20 protein-coding genes and 1 pseudogene are annotated in these 21,815 nt (G+C 65.4%); 11 read left to right on the top strand and 10 right to left on the bottom strand.

Annotation, left to right across the window (positions count from 1 at the left end; translation table 11 throughout):
- The 4 genes and pseudogenes from CH295_RS28230 to CH295_RS11085 form a co-directional block, all read right to left on the bottom strand.
- Positions 1-149 (bottom strand): annotated as a pseudogene (locus tag CH295_RS28230) (citrate/2-methylcitrate synthase); the annotation flags it as partial.
- Positions 150-191: 42 nt separating this feature from the next.
- On the bottom strand, positions 192-1,697 hold the full coding sequence (locus CH295_RS11095; RefSeq protein ID WP_094740701.1) for a carboxyl transferase domain-containing protein: 1,506 nt from the start codon (positions 1,695-1,697) through the stop codon (positions 192-194).
- On the bottom strand, positions 1,694-2,893 hold the full coding sequence (locus tag CH295_RS11090; protein ID WP_037187382.1) for a CaiB/BaiF CoA transferase family protein: 1,200 nt from the start codon (positions 2,891-2,893) through the stop codon (positions 1,694-1,696). Before CH295_RS11090 ends, CH295_RS11095 begins: the two co-directional genes overlap by 4 nt.
- Positions 2,894-3,104: 211 nt before the next feature.
- A complete protein-coding gene (locus CH295_RS11085) occupies positions 3,105-4,475 on the bottom strand; it encodes an SLC13 family permease (RefSeq protein ID WP_037187379.1) in 1,371 nt (456 codons plus the stop codon).
- Between the two features lie 195 nt (positions 4,476-4,670).
- On the opposite strand from CH295_RS11085, the gene CH295_RS11080 reads away from it, so the two are divergent.
- The 7 genes from CH295_RS11080 to CH295_RS11050 all read left to right on the top strand — a co-directional run bounded on the left by CH295_RS11080 (position 4,671) and on the right by CH295_RS11050 (position 13,996).
- Complete coding sequence (locus tag CH295_RS11080) at positions 4,671-5,369, top strand: FadR/GntR family transcriptional regulator (RefSeq protein ID WP_094740700.1); 699 nt, start codon at positions 4,671-4,673, stop codon at positions 5,367-5,369.
- A 185-nt stretch (positions 5,370-5,554) separates the two neighbouring features.
- Complete coding sequence (locus tag CH295_RS11075; RefSeq protein WP_094740699.1) at positions 5,555-6,715, top strand: acyl-CoA dehydrogenase family protein; 1,161 nt, start codon at positions 5,555-5,557, stop codon at positions 6,713-6,715.
- Positions 6,716-6,751: 36 nt separating this feature from the next.
- Positions 6,752-7,960: an acetyl-CoA C-acetyltransferase gene (locus tag CH295_RS11070; RefSeq protein WP_094740698.1), complete on the top strand. Its 1,209-nt coding sequence runs from the start codon at positions 6,752-6,754 to the stop codon at positions 7,958-7,960.
- Positions 7,961-7,995: 35 nt separating this feature from the next.
- The gene (locus CH295_RS11065; RefSeq protein WP_094740709.1) at positions 7,996-10,170 is read left to right on the top strand and encodes a 3-hydroxyacyl-CoA dehydrogenase NAD-binding domain-containing protein; all 2,175 of its coding nucleotides are present in this window, start codon (positions 7,996-7,998) and stop codon (positions 10,168-10,170) included.
- A 28-nt stretch (positions 10,171-10,198) separates the two neighbouring features.
- Complete coding sequence (locus tag CH295_RS11060; RefSeq protein WP_037187367.1) at positions 10,199-10,828, top strand: TetR/AcrR family transcriptional regulator; 630 nt, start codon at positions 10,199-10,201, stop codon at positions 10,826-10,828.
- A 133-nt stretch (positions 10,829-10,961) separates the two neighbouring features.
- A complete protein-coding gene (locus tag CH295_RS11055; RefSeq protein WP_037187364.1) occupies positions 10,962-12,509 on the top strand; it encodes an acyl-CoA synthetase in 1,548 nt (515 codons plus the stop codon).
- Complete coding sequence (locus CH295_RS11050) at positions 12,506-13,996, top strand: aldehyde dehydrogenase family protein (protein WP_094740697.1); 1,491 nt, start codon at positions 12,506-12,508, stop codon at positions 13,994-13,996. The genes CH295_RS11055 and CH295_RS11050 overlap by 4 nt, the downstream gene beginning before the upstream one ends.
- A gap of 4 nt (positions 13,997-14,000) precedes the next feature.
- Here the strand turns inward: CH295_RS11050 and CH295_RS11045 are convergent, their stop codons facing one another.
- Genes CH295_RS11045 through CH295_RS11025 form a run of 5 tightly spaced genes read right to left on the bottom strand, consistent with a single transcriptional unit; the run spans position 14,001 to position 18,686 of the window.
- A complete protein-coding gene (locus CH295_RS11045; protein WP_094740696.1) occupies positions 14,001-15,200 on the bottom strand; it encodes an MFS transporter in 1,200 nt (399 codons plus the stop codon).
- 3 nt (positions 15,201-15,203) lie between these two features.
- Entirely contained in the window at positions 15,204-15,866 is a 663-nt protein-coding gene (locus CH295_RS11040) for a class II aldolase/adducin family protein (protein WP_094740695.1), read from the bottom strand.
- Positions 15,866-16,801 carry a carbohydrate kinase family protein gene (locus tag CH295_RS11035; protein ID WP_094740694.1) on the bottom strand — a complete coding sequence of 312 codons (936 nt, stop codon included), beginning with the start codon at positions 16,799-16,801 and terminating at the stop codon, positions 15,866-15,868. The genes CH295_RS11040 and CH295_RS11035 overlap by 1 nt, the downstream gene beginning before the upstream one ends.
- On the bottom strand, positions 16,798-17,277 hold the full coding sequence (locus tag CH295_RS11030) for an SRPBCC family protein (RefSeq protein ID WP_094740693.1): 480 nt from the start codon (positions 17,275-17,277) through the stop codon (positions 16,798-16,800). Before CH295_RS11030 ends, CH295_RS11035 begins: the two co-directional genes overlap by 4 nt.
- The gene (locus CH295_RS11025; protein WP_094740692.1) at positions 17,259-18,686 is read right to left on the bottom strand and encodes a flavin monoamine oxidase family protein; all 1,428 of its coding nucleotides are present in this window, start codon (positions 18,684-18,686) and stop codon (positions 17,259-17,261) included. The genes CH295_RS11030 and CH295_RS11025 overlap by 19 nt, the downstream gene beginning before the upstream one ends.
- A 138-nt stretch (positions 18,687-18,824) precedes the next feature.
- Between CH295_RS11025 and CH295_RS11020 the strand changes: the two genes are divergently transcribed.
- From CH295_RS11020 to CH295_RS11005, 4 genes are all read left to right on the top strand, one after another.
- The gene (locus CH295_RS11020) at positions 18,825-19,436 is read left to right on the top strand and encodes a TetR/AcrR family transcriptional regulator (RefSeq protein ID WP_082323467.1); all 612 of its coding nucleotides are present in this window, start codon (positions 18,825-18,827) and stop codon (positions 19,434-19,436) included.
- Between the two features lie 476 nt (positions 19,437-19,912).
- Positions 19,913-20,332, top strand: coding sequence for a hypothetical protein (locus CH295_RS11015; RefSeq protein WP_141216999.1), 420 nt, complete (start codon positions 19,913-19,915; stop codon positions 20,330-20,332).
- A 133-nt stretch (positions 20,333-20,465) separates the two neighbouring features.
- Positions 20,466-20,600 carry a hypothetical protein gene (locus CH295_RS28420; RefSeq protein WP_255138846.1) on the top strand — a complete coding sequence of 45 codons (135 nt, stop codon included), beginning with the start codon at positions 20,466-20,468 and terminating at the stop codon, positions 20,598-20,600.
- 304 nt (positions 20,601-20,904) lie between these two features.
- Entirely contained in the window at positions 20,905-21,150 is a 246-nt protein-coding gene (locus CH295_RS11005) for a hypothetical protein (RefSeq protein WP_037187347.1), read from the top strand.
- Positions 21,151-21,202: 52 nt separating this feature from the next.
- Here CH295_RS11005 and CH295_RS11000 read toward each other — a convergent pair whose 3' ends face one another.
- Positions 21,203-21,787, bottom strand: coding sequence for a TetR/AcrR family transcriptional regulator (locus tag CH295_RS11000; protein ID WP_037187345.1), 585 nt, complete (start codon positions 21,785-21,787; stop codon positions 21,203-21,205).
- Positions 21,788-21,815 lie beyond the last annotated feature (28 nt).

The following is a 21,815-nucleotide window of genomic DNA, read 5'->3' as shown; positions in this document are numbered from 1 at the left end:
AGTTCTTCGATGTCGACGCCGCGGTAGCGCAGTGCGCCACCGTCCTTGTCGGGTTCGGCGATGTCGGAGGTGAACGCGACGACACCTTCGAGACCGGAGGCGAAATCCTCGGGAACCTTCGAGTTCGACTCGGCGATCGTGGCAGTCATGGTTGTCTCGTTTCGTGAAGGGTGATCGTTCCTGGCGGGTTTTCAGGCTGAGGCAGTAGCCGCGAAACCGATTCGGTTGAAACGCTTTTCCCGGGCGATCATCCGCATCGATGGATCCTGGGCAATCAGGTCGGCGAGCTCACGATGCAGCACCGCACCCACTCGATCGCAGAACTGTTGCGATTCGTCTGCCGCGTCGGGCAATTCGGGAATGATGATGTCGACAACGCCGGCGCGGTAGAGATCGAGGGAGCGAACTCCCTGCTTGGTGGCCATCTCGGCGGCGTGCGCGGTATCCCGATGCACGATGGCCGACGCACCCTCGGGCGGTAACGGAGACAACCACGCATGCTGAGCGGCGAGAACACGGTCCGCGGGCACCAGAGCGAGCGCGCCGCCGCCGGTTCCCTGACCCAAAAGCAATGACAGCGTGGGCGTTTCGAGATCGACCATATCTGCGATGCATCGCGCGATCTCGCCGGCCAGGCCACCCTCCTCGGCCTCCTTGGACAGCGCGGCACCAGCGGTATCGATGACGGTGACGAGTGGCAGCTTCAGATCTTGTGCCAAGCGCATTCCGCGTCGGGCCTCGCGTAGCGCTGCGGGGCCGAGCGGGGTCTTGGTCGTCTGACCGCGTCGGTCCTGACCGAGCAGAACACAGGGCATAGCGCCGAATCGAACGAGCGCAAGAATCAGTCCCGGATCGGACTCGCCCTGACCGGTTCCGTTGAGCGGCAACACGTCTGCTGCGGTACTGAACAGCAACTCGCGGACGCCGGGACGGTCGCTCCTACGTGAGGCCAGAATCGACGTCCACGCGGGCACGTCTTCGATCTTCCACTCCAGCGCCTCGACTGTGCGTGGCCGGCACGACGGGATGTCGGTCATGATGCGCAGCGCCCGATCAACGATTTCGCCGAGCTGCTCGGGCGGGCGGATGGCGTCGATGAGCCCGTGGGCCTGGAGGTTCTCCGACGTCTGTACGCCCGTGGGGAACTTCGCGTCGTACAGCGCCTCGTAGACGCGGGGGCCGAGGAACCCGACGAGGGCACCTGGCTCGGCGACGGTGACGTGGCCGAGCGATCCCCAGGACGCGAAGACTCCGCCGGTGGTGGGGTGGCGCAGGTAGACGATGTATGGCAGATTCGCCGCCTTGTGTGCAGTGATCGCCGCGGTGATCTTGACCATCTGCAGGAACGCGACGGTGCCCTCCTGCATGCGGGTTCCGCCGGAGGTCGGCAGCGCCAGCAGCGGCAGCCGCTCGTCGGTCGACCGGTGCACCGCGTTGACCAGCCGCTCGCCCGCCGCAACACCGATCGAGCCGGCCAGGAAGGCGAACTCCCCGAGCAGAATGGCCACCTTGCGGCCGCGGATGGTGGCGGAGCCGGTGAGTACGGACTCGTCCAATCCGGTCTTCTCGCGGGCCGCGGCGAGTTCGCTCGCGTACTCGTCGTCGACGACGTAGTCCGCGGTCGGGGTATCCCAGGAATCGAAACTGTCGGCATCGATGACGAGATCGAGAAGTTCGAGGGCGGTCATTCTGGTCATCGGATCGCTTCTTTCAGCCAGTCGCGGACGAGTTCGTCGTCGGCACCCAGTACCGGCGGTGCCAGGTGATTGGTTTCGGTGACCTCGGTGCCGTCGGATTCGAAGAATCGCAGGGGCGGCCCGGGAAGAGTGACCTTGCCGAGCGTCGCATGCTCGACGTCGACGAGAAGGCCCTGGGACTTGGTCTGCTCCCACTCGTAGACCTCTTGGATATTGCGCACTTTTCCTGCGGGAACACCGATTTCGTCGAGGAGAGTCAGCAGCGGCTCGGTCTCGTAGGTGCGGAAGATCTTCGAGACGAGTTCGATGACGTCGTCGCGACTGTCCACGCGTTGGGGGTTGGTGGCCATGCCCTCGAGGTCGGGGTCGATACCGAAGCCCTCACAGAACCGGTGCCACAGTCCCTCGCTACCGACCGAGATCTGCACGGCACCATCCGAGGTCGGGAACAGGCCGTACGGGCAGATCGACGGATGGTGGTTGCCCTGAGCCTTACCGATCTCGCCGGCGACCGTCCATTTGGTGCCCTGGAATGCATGCACTCCGACGACGCTGGCGAGCAACGACGTGCGCACCACCTTGCCACGGCCGGTGCGGTCCCGCTCGCGCAGAGCGGCGAGAACCCCGAAGGCTCCGTACATTCCGGCGAGCAGGTCTGCGATGGGAACGCCGACACGCTGGACGTCGTCGGGGCTCGAGCCGGTGAACGACATCAGCCCGGCCTCACCCTGGGCGATCTGGTCGTATCCGGAGCGGCCGCCCTCGGGGCCGTCGTGGCCGAACCCACTGATCGACAGCACCACTGTGCGCGGGTTGATCTCGGCGATCCGCTCGGGCGAGAAGCCGAGTCGGTCGAGAACACCGGTGCGGAAGTTCTCGAGCAGGACGTCCGCTCGTTCGATCATGTGCTCCAACGCTTCTCGGCCCTCGTCGGTCTTCAGGTCGAGTGCGATGGACCGCTTGTTGCGATTGGCCGAGAGGAAATACGTCGACTCACGCTCGGCGTCACGCGGAGTGACGAAGGGAGGGCCCCAGACTCGGGTGTCGTCGCCGCCCTTGGGGGTCTCGACCTTGATGATGTCTGCGCCGAGGTCGCCGAGCATCATCGCCGCGTGCGGGCCGGCCAGGGCGCGGGTCAGATCGACCACCACGGTGCCTTCGAGCGGTCCGGTTCTGCCTGTCGTGTTGAGGGGCATCGAAGTGATCCTTTGCATCGAAGCGGGGTGGGAGCTGAACCCTGGAGGATTGGATTATTGGGCCAGTGGCCTATCCAATTCAATTGGACCAGCGATCCGAAGAGAAGTCAAGTACCGATTTGAGTGCCTTTACCCAGCTCAGACGCGTGATGGCGGCACGTCGAACACACGTGCCGCCATCATCGAGCGCCCGCTTCGGGCTGCGGTACTGCTACAGCCAGCCGGGCACGACCAGCAATCCCCAGGCAATCAGCGGGCCGATGATCACGACCAGGGCGCTGTATTTGAGGATCTGCTTGTAGAAGACATCACGGTCGATGTCCTGAGCATTGGCGAGCACCAGGGCTCCGTTGGTGGAGAACGGGCTGACGTCGACGATGGTCGATGCGATGGACAGAGCCACGATGACTCCGATGGCTCCTACTTCACCGGCGAGCAGGAACGGAACGGCCAGCGGAATGGTGACGCCGAGGATCGCAGTGGAGGAGGCGAACGCCGAGACGATGGCTCCGATGTAGCAGAGCAGCAGTGCCACGAGCAGTGGGATTCCGATTCCGGCAACCGCGTCGCCGACGTATTCGACGGTTCCTGCTTCCTGCAGCACCCCGACGAACGTGAGCACGCCACCGATGAGCAGCACTGTCGACCAGCTGATCTGGTTGATCGCGCCCTTCTGCGCCTTGGGCGATGCGAGAGCGAGGACCACGGCCACCGTCATCGCGATGAATCCGACGTCGAGATCGAGCACGAGGGCGAACAGCGCAAGCGAAGCCAGGCCGACGAGCGTGAGAATCTGATCGAAGGTGATGGCCTTGACCGCTGTGGCAAGAGGCGGTGCGTTCTCGACGGTGACCGTCTGACCGGACGGACGAGGCGTCGACGACCCGAAACCGCGCATGACCGTCCGCGAACCCGAACCACCGACTCCGCCGGTGTCACCGTCGGGACGCGTGCCGTCCTCGTCGTGCACACTGCGTCCGATGAGGGAGCGGCCACCGAGGAACATGAAGAGCGCTGCACCGATCGCGGCATTGAAGAGCATGCTGCCGAGGAAGAGCGTGAGCGGGCTGTTGACCAACCCTGCGTCGGCGGCGATGTTGTTGACCGTGACGCCGTAGATGCTGATGGGCGAGAATCCACCCGCCTGCGCGCCGTGGATGACCATCATGCCCATGAGCAGGGCGTTGATCTTGTAGCGCGCGGCGAAACCGAGGGCGATCGGGGCAACGATGGCCACCGCGGCAGGCCCGAGCGCACCGATCGAGGTCAGGACACCGGTGATACCGAACATCACCCAGGGGATGAGTGCCACCCGGCCTCCGACGAGTCGAACGGCTCCGCGGACCAGGAGGTCGACCGTGCCGTTGTTCTGCGCGATGGCGAACAGGTAGGTGATGCCGACGAGCGTGAGGAAGAGACTGCTCGGGAAGCCGGCAATGATGTCGTCGGCACCCATGCCCACGGCAAGTGTTCCGACGAAGAACGCCGCCACGAACCCCAACGCGCCCATGTTCACGGGGAACACGGTTGCGGCGAGGAACATGACGACGAGCGCAAGGATGGGGATCAACTCGGTCGACATCGAAGGTCTCCGGTCCGTCTCGAATAATCACTCGAGCGGTTGCCCGAGATCTTCAGTGGCTAATTGGACTGGCCACTGAGTCAATAGGGACTCAACCAGTGAAGTGGATCACTTGTCAAGACCCAATGTGTCCGCCGTTACCTTGACCTGGACGGCTAGGGTGAAGGCCCAGAGGAACAGAGAGCGAGTGACACAGTGGCTGAGCAAATTCGCCCCGTGACCCGACCGCGGCTGTACGAGGTCATCGTCGAACAGCTGTGCAAGCACATCGCCGACCGCGAGATGAACCCTGGCGATCGACTCCCGCCGGAGCGTGAGCTGGCCGGCCACCTCGGGGTCAGCCGAGCATCCCTGAGCCAGGCCCTCGTCGCCCTCGAAGTGCAGGGCATCCTGTCGGTCCGGCACGGCGACGGCGCAGTGCTCGTGCGACGACCCGTGGGAGACATGGCGATTCGCGCTCTGCGCGAGCACGCAGACCGGCTACCCGAGGTGATCGAGGCCCGCGAGGCACTCGAGGTGAAACTCGCCGAACTGGCCGCGACGCGTCGCAGCGACGACGAAATGGCGGCGATCGACCACGCCGTATCCGTGATGGCCACCGAGATCACCGACGGCAATCGAGGCGACTCGGGCGACGAGTTGTTCCATCACGCGATCACCGAGGCGGCGCACTCACCGTTGCTCGCCAGGCTCATGGGGGAAATCGCCGGCCTCATTCGCGAGACGCGCATCGAATCACTGTCGCAGTCCAACCGCCCTCAGGCCTCGCTCGAGCATCATCGACGCATCGCCGAGGCCGTGCGCAGGCAGGATCCGGCCGAAGCCGGACGGGCGATGGCCGACCACATCCGACTCGTCTCGGACGTGGCGCTACTGCGCTCGGTCGACGGCTAGAGAACTCGAGAAGCGACCGCCCGCCGAACTCGAAGGCAGGGACGGATTCGGGCCCGAATCCGTCCACAACTTCGAGTTGGGCAGGGGTGGAGAGCACCGTTGGTTGACATCCACGGCACCGTCGCGCCATCATTATTGGCACAGCGCCAATAAACCACAGTTGCGCTTCGAGCCAAGGACCCCCCATGACTGCACTCGCAGACCGCACCAGTGACGACCTCGCCACCGAGCTCGCCGACGTGCGACAGCTCGCCCGAGGATTCTTCGAGAAGGAGGTCGCGCCGCACCGCGAGGAATTCGCGGCAGCCGGGCGCCCCAGCCGCGAGGTCTACCGAACCGCAGGCAGCCTCGGACTGCTGGGCATGTCGGTACCCGAGCAATACGGCGGAGGCGGCGGCGACTTCCGCCACGAGGCGGTGCTGTTCGAGGAGCAGGTGCGCTCCGGCGACTCGGCCATGCAGCTCGGCGTGCACAGCGGCATCGTTCCGCACTACCTCCTGGCCTACGCCTCCGAGGAGAAGAAGCAGCAGTGGCTGCCGAAGCTGTGCTCGGGAGAGTGGATCGGTGCCATCGCCATGACCGAACCGGGCACCGGCTCGGATCTACAGGGCATCACCACCCGCGCGGTGCGTGACGGCGACGACTACGTCGTGACCGGCGGAAAGACGTTCATCTCCAACGGAGCTCACTGCGATCTGATCATCATCGCCGCCAAGACCGATCCGTCCGCGGGAGCCCGGGGACTGTCACTGCTCGTCGCCGAGGTCTCCGACGACACCGCAGGTTTCCACCGCGGACGCGTGCTGCACAAGATCGGCCAGAAGGGCCAGGACACAGCCGAACTCACCTTCGACGGGCTCCGCATCCCCGCCGCGAATCTCCTCGGCGAAGCAGAGGGTCGCGGCTTCGCGCAGTTGATGCAGCAACTCCCCCAGGAACGCCTGATCTGCGGCATCGCCGCCGCCGCGATGATCGATGCCGCCGTCGCACAGACCGTCGAATACACGAAGTCGCGCAGCGCTTTCGGCAAGACACTGTTCGATCTGCAGAACACCAAGTTCGAGCTCGCCGAATGTGCAACGATCGGCCGCGTCGTGCGCACCTTCGTCGACGACGCAATGGCGCAGCACATTTCGGGCAGCCTCGACGTCACCACGGCAGCAATGGTCAAGTACTGGACCACCGACCGACAGTTCGAGGTGGTCGACCGTTGCCTGCAGCTCTTCGGTGGCTACGGCTACATGGAGGAATACCCCATCGCCCGCATGTTCGTCGACGGCCGCATCGCACGCATCTACGCCGGTGCCAACGAAGTCATGAAAGACCTCATCTCCCGCTCCCTGTAGAACTCGGCAATCTTGTTGCCCCAGAAAGGCACCACCATGGAGGCGTTCCTCTACGACGCAGTGCGCAGCCCACGTGGCCGCGGTAAGAGCTCCGGCTCACTGCACACCATCAAACCGGTCGATCTGGCTGCGAACACGTTGTCCACGTTGCTCTCTCGGCACTCGCAGCTCGATCCGGCCCTGATCGACGACGTCGTGCTCGGAGTCGTCACCCCCGTCGGCGATCAAGGCTGCGACATCGCCCGAACCGTTGCGATGGTTGCCGGCCTGCCGGACAGTGTCGCCGGCGTTCAGCTCAACCGCTTCTGCGGATCGGGTCTTGAGGCCGTCAACACTGCGGCGCAACGTGTTCGGTCCGGATGGGATCAGCTCATCGTCGCCGGTGGCGTCGAATCGATGTCTCGTGTCCCACTCGGGGCGGACGGCGGCGCATGGCCGTGCGACCCGCTGACCAACTACGGCAGCTACTTCGTTCCGCAGGGAGTCAGTGCGGACCTCATCGCAACGATCGAAGGGTTCGACCGCGACGAGGTCGACGCCTTCGCAGTGCGCAGTCAGCAGCGCGCGGCGCACGCCTGGTCGATGGGCCACTTCGAGAAGTCGGTCATCCCGGTCTTCGACGCGAACGGCCGGCTGATGCTCGATCACGACGAGATCATGCGACCTGAGACGACCACGGCCGATCTCGCTGCCCTGAAGCCGTCGTTCGCCCGGATGGGCACGCTCGCCGGATTCGACGCCGTCGCGATGCAGAAGTACACCGAGGTCGAGCGCATCGATCACGTCCACCACGCAGGCAACTCGTCCGGCATCGTCGACGGCACCGCGATGCTTCTGATCGGCTCCGAAGAGGCCGGTCGCGCAGGCGGATTGACTCCACGCGGACGCGTGGTGGCCGGTGTCGTCGCCGGATCGGACCCAACGCTGATGCTCACCGGTCCGGTTCCGGCCACGCACAAGGTGCTGACCGCGGCGGGGCTCACTCTCGACGACATCGCGGTGTTCGAGGTCAACGAGGCATTCGCTTCGGTAGTGCTCAATTATGCGAAGAAGCTGGACATCGACCACGAGCGCATCAACGTCAACGGTGGCGCGATCGCGATGGGCCACCCACTGGGCGCAACGGGCGCGATGCTCACCGGAATGGCCCTCGACGAACTCGAGCGCCGGGGTGAGCGCTACGCACTGATCACGCTCTGCATCGGTGCCGGAATGGGCGTCGCCACCATCATCGAGCGCCTGTGACCATCACGAGAGAGAACAACGACCCGAGGACCTCGATGACCACTGCAACTGCTCTGCAGACTTCCACGATCACCGGCGAGATCGGCACCGACCGCGTACTCGTGCTGACGATCGACGACCCGACGCAGTCCACCAACACGATGAACACCGCGTTCGGCGAATCGCTCGGACAGACCGTCGACTGGCTCGAAGCCAACGTCGATGACTACGACGGCATCATCGTCACCTCGAGGAAGGATTCGTTCTTCTCCGGTGGCGACCTCGAACTGCTGCGCGACGCAGGACCCAACGACCACAAGGCCATCGCCGACGCCCTCGACTTCACCAAGGACAAGTTTCGCCGGCTCGAGACGCTGGGCAAGCCCGTGGTGGCTGCGCTCGGCGGCACCGCACTCGGGGGCGGCTTCGAGATCGCGCTGGCGTGCCATCATCGGATCGCGCTGAGCAGAAACAACTCTCGATTCGGACTACCCGAGGTGACGCTCGGTCTACTACCCGGCACCGGCGGCGTCACCCGAACGGTTCGAATGTTCGGCATCGTCGAGTCTCTGACGCAGGTGGTGGGCCAGGGCCAGCGGTATCGGCCGGCGCAGGCTCTCGAACTCGGACTCGTCGACGAGGTCGTCGACACCCACGAGCAGATGATGGCGAACGCACGTACCTGGATCGTCGCCAATCCCGACGCGCTACAGCCCTGGGACAGGAAAGGATTCAAGATCCCCGGCGGCACCGCAGCGTCACCCGCATTGGCGGCGCAGCTGCCTGCCTTCGCGGCAACGGTACGCAAGCAGGTCAAGGGTGCACCGATGCCCGCTCCGATCGCGGTGGTTGCTGCGGCCGTGGAAGGGTCGGTGCTCGACTTCGAGTCGGCATCGCTGGTGGAAACCCGGCATTGCACCTCGCTCGCCTGCGGAGCGGTCTCGGGCAATCTGATCCAATCGATGTTCTTCGATCTCGGATCGATCAACAAGGGTGGCTCTCGTCCGAGCGCCGAACCGCACCGGGTACCCGAGAAGGTGCTGGTGATCGGTGCGGGAATGATGGGTGCAGCCATCGCCTACGTCGTCGCCTCGGCCGGGGTTCCCGTTGTGCTGCGCGATGTCTCGATGGAGTCCGCCGAACGCGGTAAGGATTACGCGCGTTCGATTCTCGGCAAGGCCGTCGCGAAGGGACGCAAGACCCAGGCCGACGCCGATGCGGTGCTCGCGCTCATCACGCCCAGTTCCGACGCGGCCGATGCCGAGGGTTGCGATCTGGTCGTCGAGGCCGTGTTCGAGGATCCCGCCGTCAAGCAGAGTGCTTTCGAGGCGGTCGACAAGTATCTGACCGCCGATGCACTGCTGTGCTCGAACACCTCGACCCTGCCCATCACCGAACTGTCGGCGGGAGTCTCGCGCACCTCGGACTTCATCGGCACGCACTTCTTCTCCCCGGTGGACAAGATGCCGTTGGTGGAAATCGTTGTGGGAGAACACACCAGCGACTCCGCGCTGGCCCGCGCGTTCGACTTCGTTCGCTTGATCGGCAAGACTCCGATCGTCGTCGGAGACAGTCACGGTTTCTTCACCACCCGCGTCATCGGCCGGTTCATGGACGAGGCGATCTCGCTGGTCGCCGAGGGCGTGCATCCGGCCACCGTCGAACAGGCGGCTCTCCAGGCGGGCTACCCGTCCGGCGCGCTGGCCCTGATGGACGAGATTTCGTTGACTCTCTCTCGGCACATCCGCGAGGGCATGGCCGAGGCCGCGCGCGCCGACGGTCGACCGTGGATCGTCTCGAACTCGTACGCCCTGGTCGATCGCCTGGTCGACGAGTTCGACCGCCCCGGCCGCAAGGCCGGGCGTGGCTTCTACGAGTACGCCGAGGACGGCACCAAGGCCGGATTGTGGCCGGGTCTGGTGGAGCACTATCACCGCCCCGATCACGGAATTCCGTTCGAGGACATGATGGATCGCATGCTGGTCGCGCAGTCGCTCGACTCGATCGCGTGCCTCGACGAAGGTGTCCTGCGGACCGTCGCCGACGCGAACATCGGCTCCATCCTCGGCATCGGCTACCCCGCGTGGACCGGCGGTGTGCTGCAGTTCGTCAATCAGTTCGACGGCGGCCTTCAGGGATTCGTCGAGCGGGCCGACCGGCTGCGGGCACGGTACGGCGATCGGTTCGTCGTACCGAGGTCACTGCGCTCACGCACCGAGCGGTACCTCTGACGACTGGCGGAGTCGGTTCGGTGCAATCATGACAACCATGCCGGCTGCAAGTACACCCAAGTGGAATCGACTGGAACCGGACGAGCGACGAACGCAGATTCTGGCGAGCGCTGTTCGCTTGTTCGGTGACAAGCCCTATGCCGAGGTGTCGATGTCGGACGTCGCTGCCTCGGCCGGCGTCGCACGCGGGCTCATTCACCACTACATCGGCAGCAAACGCGATCTGTACCTCGAGAGCGTTCGCTTCCTGGTCACCGTACCGCCGATCGAAGACGTGCATCTGCCCACGGGCTCGCTCGAGGAGCGGGCCCGTGGCAGTGTGCACTGGCTGGTGGGGGTGATCGAGACACACGGCGCGGCGTGGGTGTCGGTGGCGAGCGGATCGGGCGTCGACGAGCAGGTGGCGGGCATTCTCGACGAGGCCGACGATCTTGCTGCCGAACGCGTGCTCGACGCAACGGCATTCGAGGGCCGAGGCGGTGACCGGCGAGTTGCGACCTCTGCGGTCCGTGCGTTCGGCGGCATGGTCAAGGCGGCGGGCCGCGAATGGTTGGTGCGCGGCACTCTGACGCGCGAACAGGTCGAGATTCTGTTGACCGATGTGCTCGTCACCGTCCTCGGTACGGTGCGCTCCCTGGACGACGCCCGAGACCGTTAGCCAGACAATCCATTTCGCCGATCCATTCGAGTGGTAACCGCACATATCGCCTATTGACACAGTGCCAATAAGGTGGAACTGTGACGGTGTTCACCTCGGGCACCCTCGCCCCCTCTCGTACAAGGGACTCGCCATGTATCTCACTCAAGGCCTCCACCGCTCCGCGGCAACCACTCCGAACCGGGCAGCAACGGTGATCGGCGATCGCGTTCGTACCTTCGCCGAACAGATCGACAGAGTGGCAAGACTGGCGGCAGGCCTGCACTCCATCGGCGTGGAGTCCGGCGATCGAGTTGCGATGCTGGCGTTCAACAGCGACCGGTACTCGGAGTACCTGCTCGCGGTGCCGTGGGCCGACGCCGTGCTCAACCCCGTGAACATCCGGTGGTCGCCCGTGGAGGTCGCGTACGCCCTCAACGACTCCGACACCAAGGTCCTGCTGGTCGACGACACCTTCGGCGCCATGGTCCCGGCACTGCGCCCCGCATGCGCCGGCCTGCAGACCATCGTCTACTGCGGGGACGGGGCCACCCCCGAGGGCATGGTCTCGTACGAGGACCTGATCTCTTCCCACGATCCGATTCCCGACGCGCGACGCAGTGGCGACGCCCTTGCCGGCCTGTTCTACACCGGTGGCACCACCGGCTTCCCCAAGGGCGTCATGCTCTCGCACGCGAACCTCGTCACCTCGGGCCTGGGAACGGTGGCGACCGGGCAACTGCTCGACGACGCATCGATCCTGCTCCATGCCGCACCGATGTTCCACCTCGCCGATCTGGCCGCATGGGTGGGTCAGGTCATGCTCGGCGGCACCCACGTCATGGTTCCGTTCTTCGAGCCGACCGCCGTCCTCGGCGCGATCGCGAAGCACGCCATCACCGATGTGCTGCTGGTCCCGACGATGATTCAGCTTCTCGTCGACCACCCCACGTTGAGCGAGTTCGACACCTCCTCGCTGAGCCGCGTGCTGTACGGAGGATCCCCGATCTCCGCGGGCGTCCTCGAGCGCACCCTCGCCCGGCTCCCGCAGGCCCGCCTCACTCAGGCATACGGCATGACCGAGCTCGCACCCGTCGCGTCGCTGCTCTGGCCGGAACACCATGTGGGAGAACGCATCGGCTCGGCCGGTCGCGCGGCCCCGCACTCGGAGATCCAGATTCTCGGCCCCGACGACGAGCAGTTGGCCACCGGAACCGTCGGCGAGATCTGTGTTCGCGGTGGACACGTGATGCTGGGCTACTGGAACAAGCCGGACGAAACCGCCGCGGCCGTTCGCGACGGTTGGATGCACACCGGCGACGTGGGCTACCTCGACGCCGACGGGTTCCTGTTCGTGGTCGATCGACTCAAGGACATGATCATCACCGGTGGCGAGAACGTCTACAGCGCCGAGGTCGAGAGCGCACTGAGCCTGCACCCCTCGGTGCTGGCCTGCGCCGTGATCGGTGTTCCCGACGGCGAATGGGGCGAGCGCGTCCACGCCTGTGTCGTACTGGCCGAGGGCACCTCGCCGAGTGTCGAAGAGCTTCGTGATCACACCCGCAGCTACGTTGCCGGATACAAGACTCCGCGCACCATCGAGTTCGTCACCGCACTGCCCATGAGCGGTGCGGGCAAGATCCTCAAGCGCGAACTGCGAGACGCGCACGTTGCGAAGGACGCGCTCGGAGCTTCCCTGTGACCAGCCAGGTCCAGGCACGAGCCACCTTCGATTCGATCTCACCGATCGACGACGGCCCGGTCGCCTCGTTCGCCGTCGACTCGGCCGAGTCCGTCGCGCGAACGGTCCGCCTGGCGCGGAGGGCGCAGCGCACCTGGGCCGCACTACCACCGCGTACTCGCGCCCGGCACCTGCGGGCATGGCGACACCAAATCTGGAGTCACCGCGCCGAATTCATCGATCTGATTCACCGCGAGAACGGCAAGCCCGCCGACGATGCACTGCTCGAGATCGTACTGACCCTCGAACACATCGCGTGGGCGGAAAAGCAAGCACCACGGCTCATGCGGTCACGCCGAGTCGACCCCGGGTTGTTGCTCGCGAACTACTCCGCTCACGTGGAGACGGTGGCGCTCGGCGTCGTGGGCGTCATCGGTCCGTGGAACTACCCGCTCTATGCACCCAACAGTGCGATCGGTTCGGCTCTGGCCGCAGGGAACTGCGTGGTGTTCAAGCCGAGCGAGTACACCCCCGCGGTGGCGGCCCGATACGTGCGCGCCTTCCACGAGGCCAATCCGTCTCTGCCACTGGGCATTCTGTCTCTGGTGACCGGGTACGGCGAGACCGGTGCCGCGCTGTGCCGCTCGGGTGTGGATAAGATCGCGTTCACGGGCTCGACGAGAACCGGCTCGAAGATCATGGCCACGTGCGCCGAGACGCTCACACCGGTGGTCGTGGAATGCGGCGGCAAGGATCCGGTGATCATCGCGGCCGACGCCGACATCACCGCAGCAGCCGAAGCGGTGGCCTGGGGTGCTTTCACCAACGGCGGCCAGACGTGCGTCGGAGTCGAGCGGGTGTACGTCGAGCGGAGTGTCGCAGCACAATTCACCGGGGCGCTCGTGCAGCACGCACGTGCCATCGCGCCCGGTGGCGATGCGTCGGCCACCTACGGACCGATGACGATGCCCAGCCAGATCGACATCGTCCGACGCCATATCGCCGACGCCGAGGCGGCCGGTGGCCGAGCACTGATCGGCGGACTGTCCTCGATCGGCGAGCGATTCGTCGGACCCACCGTGTTGGTGGACACGCCCGAGAACTGCTCGGCCGTCCGCGAGGAAACGTTCGGCCCCACGGTCACCGTCCGTGAGGTCGACAGCATCGACGAGGCGATCGAGCTGAGCAACGATCATCGGTACGCTCTCGGCGCATCGGTGTTCTCCCGCTCGCACGGCAAAGAGATTGCGGCGCAGCTGGTGTGCGGTCAGGTCACCGTCAACTCGGTGATCGCGTTCGCGGGAATGGGATCGGTTCCGATGGGCGGCGTCGGTGCCAGCGGCTTCGGTCGGGTACACGGAGACGAGGGGTTCGCAGAATTCTGCCGCACGCACAGCCGCGTCACGAAACTCTTCGACATCCCCGGATTCGAGTTGGTCACGCTCCAACGCCGACGGTGGGTCATGCCGCTGATCGACCGAGTGCTGGGGCTGCGTCACCGCCGCTGAGAGATCAGCGCACCGATTTCACCTGCCATGTCACCGCTGCCCCGAGTGCGGCCAGTACCCCCACTGCCGCGAACAGCGCCGGGTACCCACCGACGGTGGAGAGGAACACGCTCGCGAGCAGCGGAGCCATGGCAGGTGGAACGATCGCCCCGATGTTCATCACACCGAGATCGGTCGCCCGACTGTCGGCGGACGGCAGAACCCCGGTCACCAGTGCCTGATCGACGGCCATGTACGCGCCGAATCCGCCGCCCAGCAACGCAGCCGAGACGAACGTCGCGTCCATCGTGGGATGTACCGCCAGGACGAAGCCGGCGACGGCCTGCATCGATGCCGCGACCGCCACGAAGATCTTTCGGCGACGCATCCGGTCCGACAACGGACCGAAGGTGAACGTGCACACCACACAGGCGATCAAATAGACGACGGTGACCTCGAGCAGCGATGCCGTCGGATCGGCGACTCGAAGGCCGTCGGTGAGGAAGAACAGCAAGTAGCAGGTGCCGAGCGAGTTGGCCACGTTGACCAGCATTCGACCGCCGAAGGCCCACGCGAAATCGCGGTGACACAACGAATCGAGCAGCGAGGCCACGATGCTGCGCAGGCTCAACAGCGCTGTCGATGAATCGGTTTCGCGATACGACAGCAGAAATGGCACCGCGCAGATCACCAAGGCGATCGCCACGGCGAGGTACCCGCCCAGTACCGACAGAGCGAGCGTGGACACCAGGGCCAGGCCCGCCACCACGCCCAGTGCCTGCGGCGCATAGATCGCGCTCGACACCGTTCCGCGCTGCTCGTCCGGCACGCGGTCGGCCACCACGGCCGTCAACCCTGCTGTTGCAGCACTCAATCCGAGCATCGCCACCGACCACGCCGTCCCGATTCCGAGGACGGTGTTCTGCAGCCCGGTGACCACCAACGCACCGGCGAAGAACAGGACACCGCCGCCGAACCACACGCGCCGCCGCCCCAACCTGCTGCGCGTGCGATCGCACAGCGATCCGCACACAGGCAGACCGATCAGCAGCACCACGGCGGAGACCGCATTGATCACGGCGAAGTCGAACACCTTCGATTGCGGATCGATCTCCTGCAATCGCTCGGGTAGAAGCAGCTGCAGTGGAACCAGATCGGCCATCCAATAGCCCAGCCACGCCACGGAGAACACGGCAATCCAGAGCGGACGCACCCGGGTGGTCATCGGTCAGTCTCTTCGCACGGGTGCTGCTGTTCCGTATGCACGGCGGACCACCTCGTCGAGGGTCGCCGCCAGCTGCGCGTCGTCGAGGGTACGTGGGGTCCCCACCGACGCAGAGGAAAGATAGACCCCGCAGAGCCATTCGAGCAGCTCGATGTTCGACAGCGCGGCCCCGAGATCGTGACCGGTGGCGACCGAGCCGTGATGGGCCATGATCACCGCCGACCTCGAGCGCATCGCCGACACCACCGCATCGGCGAGCTCGGCCGTACCGAACGGCGCGAACGGCACCACCGGGACCCTGCCGCCGAGGGCCAGCTGCGCGTAGTGCACGGGCGGCAGTTCGTCCGCGACGAGCGAAAGAGCAACGGCCGCAGAAGAATGCGCATGCACCACCGCACGAACCTCGGACGACGCGTAGATGCCCAGGTGCAGGCCCAGTTCCGAGGTCGGTTCGCACGCACCGGCGCGCACGACTCCGTCCATACCGACGAGCGTGACGTCCTCGATCGTGGCGTCCGCCAACACCAGCCCGGTCGCCGTCACCGCCACCACATCACCCGCGCGTGCGCTGACATTGCCTGCCGTACCGAGAACCAGGCCCCGTCGGCCCAGGTGCCGGGCGGTCTGGGCGACGGACTGCCGTAGCTCGTCCACGTCGGTCGGCATCAGATGGTCCTGCAGGTACGTGCGAACTTCCGAACGAAATCGAGGTCGTAGGTGCCGAAGTCGGTTCCGAGGCCCTGCGCCACCTGCGCGGCGGTCGCATTGCCCAGTTCGGCCGACTCGACGACGCTCATACTCAGGGACAGGCCACGAACGAAGCCGGCCGAGAACGCATCTCCACATCCGCTGGTGTCCACCACGTCCACGGAATACGCGGGGACCTCGACGGCTCCGTCGGTCGTGACGACGAGAGTGGGCGACGCCCCCGCGGTGGCCACCACGCAGGACGCTCCGAGCTCGAGCAGTCGACGACACCCGTCTTCGACAGTGCCGCAACCGGTCCAGCCGAGGACCTGCTCGTCGTTGGGCAGCAGGTAGTCGACGTGGGGCAGCGCGGCGGCGAACGCACCGAGTCCTTCCGGAACGGACGGTGCCAGGCTGTCCACCGTGACGACGACACCGTCCTCGTGCGCACGGCGTGCGATGTCGCATGCGGTGTCCGGTCCGAAGAACTCGGGCCCGCCGAGATGCAGGAAGTCGACGTTGTGAAACATGTTCCACGGAACATGCTGAGCCAGATATCCGTTGGCTCCGATCACGTGCAGAGCAGGCCGAGATCCGTCCGGCCTGATCGGCAACACCGACGCCGAGGTCTGCACCCCGTCCAGGCGATGAACGAGGGAAACGTCCACTCCGTCGTCGGCGAGGAGTTGCAGTAGAAACGTGCCCGCCGAATCACCGCCGACGACTCCCGCGGTGTGGACCGCGGCCCCCAGTCGGGACAGCACCAGCGCCGTTCCCGCGGCTGTGCCCGCGGCCGACATCGCGATCTGCTCCGCCAGGACCGCCGCCTGACCGTCGGGAATCTCGGTCACCGGCCGCACCAGAGTGTCGAGTATGTGCACCCCGAGGGTGAGGACTTCCGCCGGTTCTCTCATCGGATCGTCACGGTTCGCTCGGAGAGGATCAGCGCCTCCAGGTTGCACATCGAGACGTCGAATCGTGCGGACATCCCGGCGGTCGCGATGGGCCGTACAAGACGTCCCAGCCAGCGCGGGGAGACGTCGAACCAGAACTCGAAGGTCATCGCGGTGGAGGTCCCACCGCTCAGCGGCGCGAAGCGAAAGACGTTTGCCACGTTGGTGAGTGGCGTAAATCCCTGGCCCGAATCGATTCGCAGGCGGTTCGGTTCCAGATGCCGCACGGTCCACGTGGCGTGAGTGGTGAAGCGTCCGAGCGCCGCCACTTCCTCGGTGTAGACACCACCTGTGCGTGCGGTGCCGTGATGAGCGGTGACGGCTCGGACGTCGGACACCCATTCCGCGTAGCGGCCGGTGTCACCGGTCAGTGCCCAGACCTCTTCCGGACTGACCGAGAGTGTGCGATGAGCCGAGACTACGAAGCGTTGTTCCACGAGAGTTCTCCTTCGGTCGAAAGTATTTCTGCTGCTGCCTTTTCACCCGATCGCACGGCGCCGTCCATGTATCCGTTCCAATAGTCGGAGTGCTCGGCACCGGCCCATCGCACTCGTCCGAACGGAACGTCGCGCCACCGTCCGAGCCCGGTCAACACTCCGGGGGTCAACACCGCGGTCGGCCCGCCGCGCGTCCACTGTTCGTCGGTCCAGTCCAGTTCGATCCACTCCGCCGGTTCGAGTGCGCGCGGACCCACCACCGAGGCGAAAGCACGCAGCACCTCACCGCGGCGCTCGGATTCGTTGCCCTCGGACCAGTTTCGGCCACCTCGATGGCGTGCGCCCCAGGTGCCGACGAATCCCATCAGCACTCCGTGGCTTCCGTCGGGAGGTGAGTTGTCGAACATCGAGGACACCGGTACGTCGCTGTCGCGAAAGAGCGCCTGGCCGGAGAGCCCGCTCGTACGCCAGAACGGTTCGGGATACACGGCCTCACACTTGGCCAATCCGCCGAAGTTCATCCGCTGGAACAGTGCTTCCTGAGGCGCGGGCAGCGCAGGGCTCCAGTCGATTCGGGCGGCCAGGACGGGCGGGATCGCCACGACCACCGATCGGGCCACCCACGATTCGGTATCGCTGTGCACCACCACGCGATCCGGATACTGCTCCACGCGGCGCACGGGGGTATCGAGGCGGACCGAATCACCGAGTCGCGACGCCATTTCGATGCAGATCGCCTGTGAGCCGCCGAGGAATCGCCACTGCTGCGCTCCACCGGCGACACTCATCAACCGGTCGACGGTGCCGGGGGTGTACTCGTTGCCCGCCCCGGCGATGTACGCCAGGCCGAAGAGCGCCGACACGTCGGCGGATGTGCCACCGAACACCGAACCGAGCAGGATGTCGAGCAGTTCCACGCCGCCGTCGGTGGCCGAGTGCCTCCGAGCCCAGGTGGCGAGGGTCTGGGTGTCCCATTCGGTCGCACGCGGTGCCGACCACGGTCTGCCCACGGGGATCTGCCCGGCGGCCCGATCGATTCGCGCCACCAGCATCCCGACGTCAGGAAGTGCTGCCAGGTCCGGCGGCACACCGCCGTCGAAGCGTCGGGCGCGTCCGTTCTTGACATAGATGCTCGATCCGATGTCGTACGCGGGGAACGTCCCGACACCCACCGACGCGGCCAAGCGGAGGATGTGGTCCTGCGTCGGACCGACGAACTGTCCGCCGGTCTCGACCACCGCGTTCTCACCGAGTGCGTGATTGACCGTCCGCCCGCCCACCCGGTCTCTGGCCTCGAGGACCTGGACGGTCAACCCTGCGGCCGCCAGTTCCCTGGCGGCGGTCAGACCCGCGAGTCCTGCGCCGACGACCACTACGTCCACACGCGATGCTTCCGGAATGTCGGTCATGGGTGCTCCTTTTCAGGGCTGTTCGATGTAGCGGCGACAGTAGCTCAATATTGGCCACTAGGCCAGGATTGGCCGAAATCGCCTGCTGAAGAGCACTGCGATGGGGGTATACGACCGCGCCCCGGCTACGTTGTATCGATGACCGAAGAGCGCCGAAAGACTCGATACGCACGTGGCCAGGAGCGCCGCGACGCGCTGGTCGACGCTGCCATCGGCGTGATCGGAACGCGTGGACTCGAACGTGTCTCGTTTCGGTCCGTGGCCGACGCCGCCGGCTTTCCGCCGTCGACCACCAGCTATTTCTTCGGCTCGGTCGGCGAACTCATCGATGCCGCGATCACTCGAATCGCCGAGAACGTGACAGCGAAAGTGACGGCTCTACTCGACGTCGCGCACACCGGCGGGCTCACTCGCGACGATCTCGCCGACGCGATCATGGACCTCGTCTCGCTGCTGTCCTCTCCCGAGGACGACGACTCCCTCGTCCAGTTCGAGGCATACCTCGCCGTGCGTAGACGACCCGAGCTGGCGGATTCGGTGCACCGAATCATGCGGATGATCGAGGAGGCAGCCGAGGCGGCTCTGGGGGCATTCGGTATCGCGGAACCACATCTACCGGCTCGGCATTTCCTGGCCCTGATCGACGGCTACACCCTGCACGAGATCGCCAGACCGACACCGGGTGGCAATCGAACGGCGTTGCGTGACGCACTGTTTCGGGTTCTCGACTCATACGATCGGGCACCCTGATTCCAGTCCGCGTTGCTACGGATGAATGTCGAACACCAAAATCGCGACACGCTCGTCTACCCAAGACATAAACCAGCTATGCCTGAGCTATCAACAGCTTCGACATGATCCCGGTACCTGAATCCAGCACGGAACACCCGACGGCACGACGGTCCCGGCATGGAGAGTGGCCCCGTGCCCATTCCGTGACCATGACCTCCATCACATCCGCGTTCCACGACGTTTGCGCAGGTGAGCAGACCGATCGGCCCGCGTCGATGACGGTCGAACAGCCTCCCGTCCTACGCCGCGATGCGGGCGGGCATCCACGGCGTCGACGCGAACGCGCGAATGGTGATGTAACGTCCGGTCACACCAGCATCAGTTACTATTCAGCTAACTACTTGGAGTCGGAGGGGACATCAGCGCTATCGATGTCCCGGTTTCACCTCACCGGCCTCCAACCTCCCATTCACGTACTCAGTCAGGAGAATCCCATGACCGATACCCACCGCGTCACCGCAAGCTCCGTCGCCTTCCGCCGCTTCCGGCCGGTTGCAGCCGGTGCCGTGATCGCAGCAGCCACGATCGCAGGAGTCGGTGCGCTCGGGGCCGGCACCGCCGGGGCGGCGACACCGATCGTCGACACCGACGCGGGTTTTGCAGGAATCGTGCTCGACCGCGCCGAAACCCGACTCGCCGCCGAGACCAATGCCGGTGTGCTGATCAACCTCGCGCTCGGCGATTCCTGGACGGTCACCCTCCCCGACGATTCGATCTGGTACACCGGCGGATGGACACCGGTCACCGGCGATCAACTCTTCGACGAAGCCGCCGCCCGAAACGGTCAGGTCGCCCTCTACCTCACCGACCCCGCTCAGTATCAGAACCTACTGTGGGTGATCTCCGGCTGGTGAATGCCGGACCGCGCAGACACTGCCGCCCAACAGAACCCGGCGCTGCACCCCGTCGTCGACGCCTCGCCGGTCGAACAGTCGGATTCGGTGCGCGCCCGCCGCGTTCATCGGTACTTCGGAAAGAGACAAACCCATGTACACCGTGCTCGTACCCGGCTTCATCGTGTCCGTGACCGTGCTCGCCCTTGCCATCCCCGCGCTCATCGTGGTCGAGACACTCGACGCCATCGCGACCTGCCGACGCAGTGCACCCGCGCCGGCACGGTGAGTTCCCACGGCTCTCGGCTCGGGCCGGGGCATGCATCGATCGCAGCGATCAGGCAACCTTCCTTGCTCTCGAGCTGCGCCCGAGGTGCTCGATCCTGTTCGATGCGTCCGCCTCGAGGGTGCGCGCGGGAGCGGACCGGTGCCCCGCAGGTGTCGGCGGTCGACAGCCGACTCGATGCTCGGCGGCGTCGACCCGCTTGCGCGGCCTGCACCTCGGTCCGCTGGGCGGGCACGAATGCGTCACACACCGTTTCGGGCCGTGCTCCGTGCACGCGGACGCGGGTGCTGTCTGATTCAATACCGACATGACTGCAACACGAAGTAACACACAAATCAGTCACAAAGTTGGTGACACAGTCCGAATTCGACGCGACGCCGGTATCAGCGAAGGAAAGCTCGTCGAGGACTTCGCGGACTCACTGATGTCCGATGCGGATCTCGGGCGAGATTGGGCGCAACCACGCCGGTGGGCTGTCGCACTCGCTACGGGTGTGCTCGTATTCGTGGACGACAGCGATCTTCTCGAGGGCGACGCCGTCGATACACCGTGACATGGATGGCCGCGAATGAGCCGGAAGGTGCTCTGGGTGACTTCGCGTCGAATCAGGAGCCGCGGTGGCTATCGCCCACGAGCAACGGCACGATGTTGCGGTGCGCGAACGCGAGCAGATCGTCGTAGGTATCGAGCGGAGCGGCGGCCGACGGCGTCAACAGGATCGAATGAACCACGCGCACAACAATTTCCGGCGCATCCGGTACGGCAAAGGTGTCGGATTCCAGTTCACCCCTTGCGATGTGCGCGGCAGCGTTGATCGCGGGCGCGAGCAAGGCCGATGCATTCGTGGTCAATTGCTCGAGCACCAACGAACTCTCGGAATCGAACATCTTCAGCAGCACGGGGTTCGTCCGCACCGAGTCGATGGTCGTCGCGAATCCGTGCGCGGCCCGATCGGCTCGTGACGCCTGCTGCGAGGCAGCTGCCGCCACTGCCACGAACAGTCGCGACGACTCCCGCGCCATGACGGCCCGCACCAGGTCGTCCTTGGACCCGATCCGACGATAGACGGTCACTCGATTGATTCTGGCGCGCTTGGCGACGTCACCGATGGTGGTTCGAGGGATTCCGACCTCACCGAACAGCTCCAAGGCGGCATCGAGAATCGGCCCGTCGTCACCATCTGGATGCATCGTTCGATCCTATCGGTCGTCCGGCCAG

It is taken from the genome of Rhodococcus sp. 14-2483-1-2 (assembly GCF_002259405.1).
Taxonomy (GTDB): Bacteria; Actinomycetota; Actinomycetes; order Mycobacteriales; family Mycobacteriaceae; genus Rhodococcoides.
This window is presented reverse-complemented; position numbering and strand designations above follow the sequence as displayed.

Excerpts from the sequence above, each read along its gene's own strand:
- CH295_RS11095 (WP_094740701.1), bottom strand. The coding sequence starts at position 1,697 with ATGACCAGAATGACCGCCCTCGAACTTCTCGATCTCGTCATCGATGCC.
- CH295_RS11090 (WP_037187382.1), bottom strand. The coding sequence starts at position 2,893 with ATGCCCCTCAACACGACAGGCAGAACCGGACCGCTCGAAGGCACCGTG.
- CH295_RS11085 (WP_037187379.1), bottom strand. The coding sequence starts at position 4,475 with ATGTCGACCGAGTTGATCCCCATCCTTGCGCTCGTCGTCATGTTCCTC.
- CH295_RS11075 (WP_094740699.1), top strand. The coding sequence starts at position 5,555 with ATGACTGCACTCGCAGACCGCACCAGTGACGACCTCGCCACCGAGCTC.
- CH295_RS11070 (WP_094740698.1), top strand. The coding sequence starts at position 6,752 with ATGGAGGCGTTCCTCTACGACGCAGTGCGCAGCCCACGTGGCCGCGGT.
- CH295_RS11065 (WP_094740709.1), top strand. The coding sequence starts at position 7,996 with ATGACCACTGCAACTGCTCTGCAGACTTCCACGATCACCGGCGAGATC.
- CH295_RS11060 (WP_037187367.1), top strand. The coding sequence starts at position 10,199 with ATGACAACCATGCCGGCTGCAAGTACACCCAAGTGGAATCGACTGGAA.
- CH295_RS11055 (WP_037187364.1), top strand. The coding sequence starts at position 10,962 with ATGTATCTCACTCAAGGCCTCCACCGCTCCGCGGCAACCACTCCGAAC.
- CH295_RS11045 (WP_094740696.1), bottom strand. The coding sequence starts at position 15,200 with ATGACCACCCGGGTGCGTCCGCTCTGGATTGCCGTGTTCTCCGTGGCG.
- CH295_RS11040 (WP_094740695.1), bottom strand. The coding sequence starts at position 15,866 with ATGCCGACCGACGTGGACGAGCTACGGCAGTCCGTCGCCCAGACCGCC.
- CH295_RS11035 (WP_094740694.1), bottom strand. The coding sequence starts at position 16,801 with ATGAGAGAACCGGCGGAAGTCCTCACCCTCGGGGTGCACATACTCGAC.
- CH295_RS11025 (WP_094740692.1), bottom strand. The coding sequence starts at position 18,686 with ATGACCGACATTCCGGAAGCATCGCGTGTGGACGTAGTGGTCGTCGGC.
- CH295_RS11020 (WP_082323467.1), top strand. The coding sequence starts at position 18,825 with ATGACCGAAGAGCGCCGAAAGACTCGATACGCACGTGGCCAGGAGCGC.
- CH295_RS11015 (WP_141216999.1), top strand. The coding sequence starts at position 19,913 with ATGACCGATACCCACCGCGTCACCGCAAGCTCCGTCGCCTTCCGCCGC.
- CH295_RS28420 (WP_255138846.1), top strand. The coding sequence starts at position 20,466 with ATGTACACCGTGCTCGTACCCGGCTTCATCGTGTCCGTGACCGTGCTC.
- CH295_RS11005 (WP_037187347.1), top strand. The coding sequence starts at position 20,905 with ATGACTGCAACACGAAGTAACACACAAATCAGTCACAAAGTTGGTGAC.
- CH295_RS11000 (WP_037187345.1), bottom strand. The coding sequence starts at position 21,787 with ATGCATCCAGATGGTGACGACGGGCCGATTCTCGATGCCGCCTTGGAG.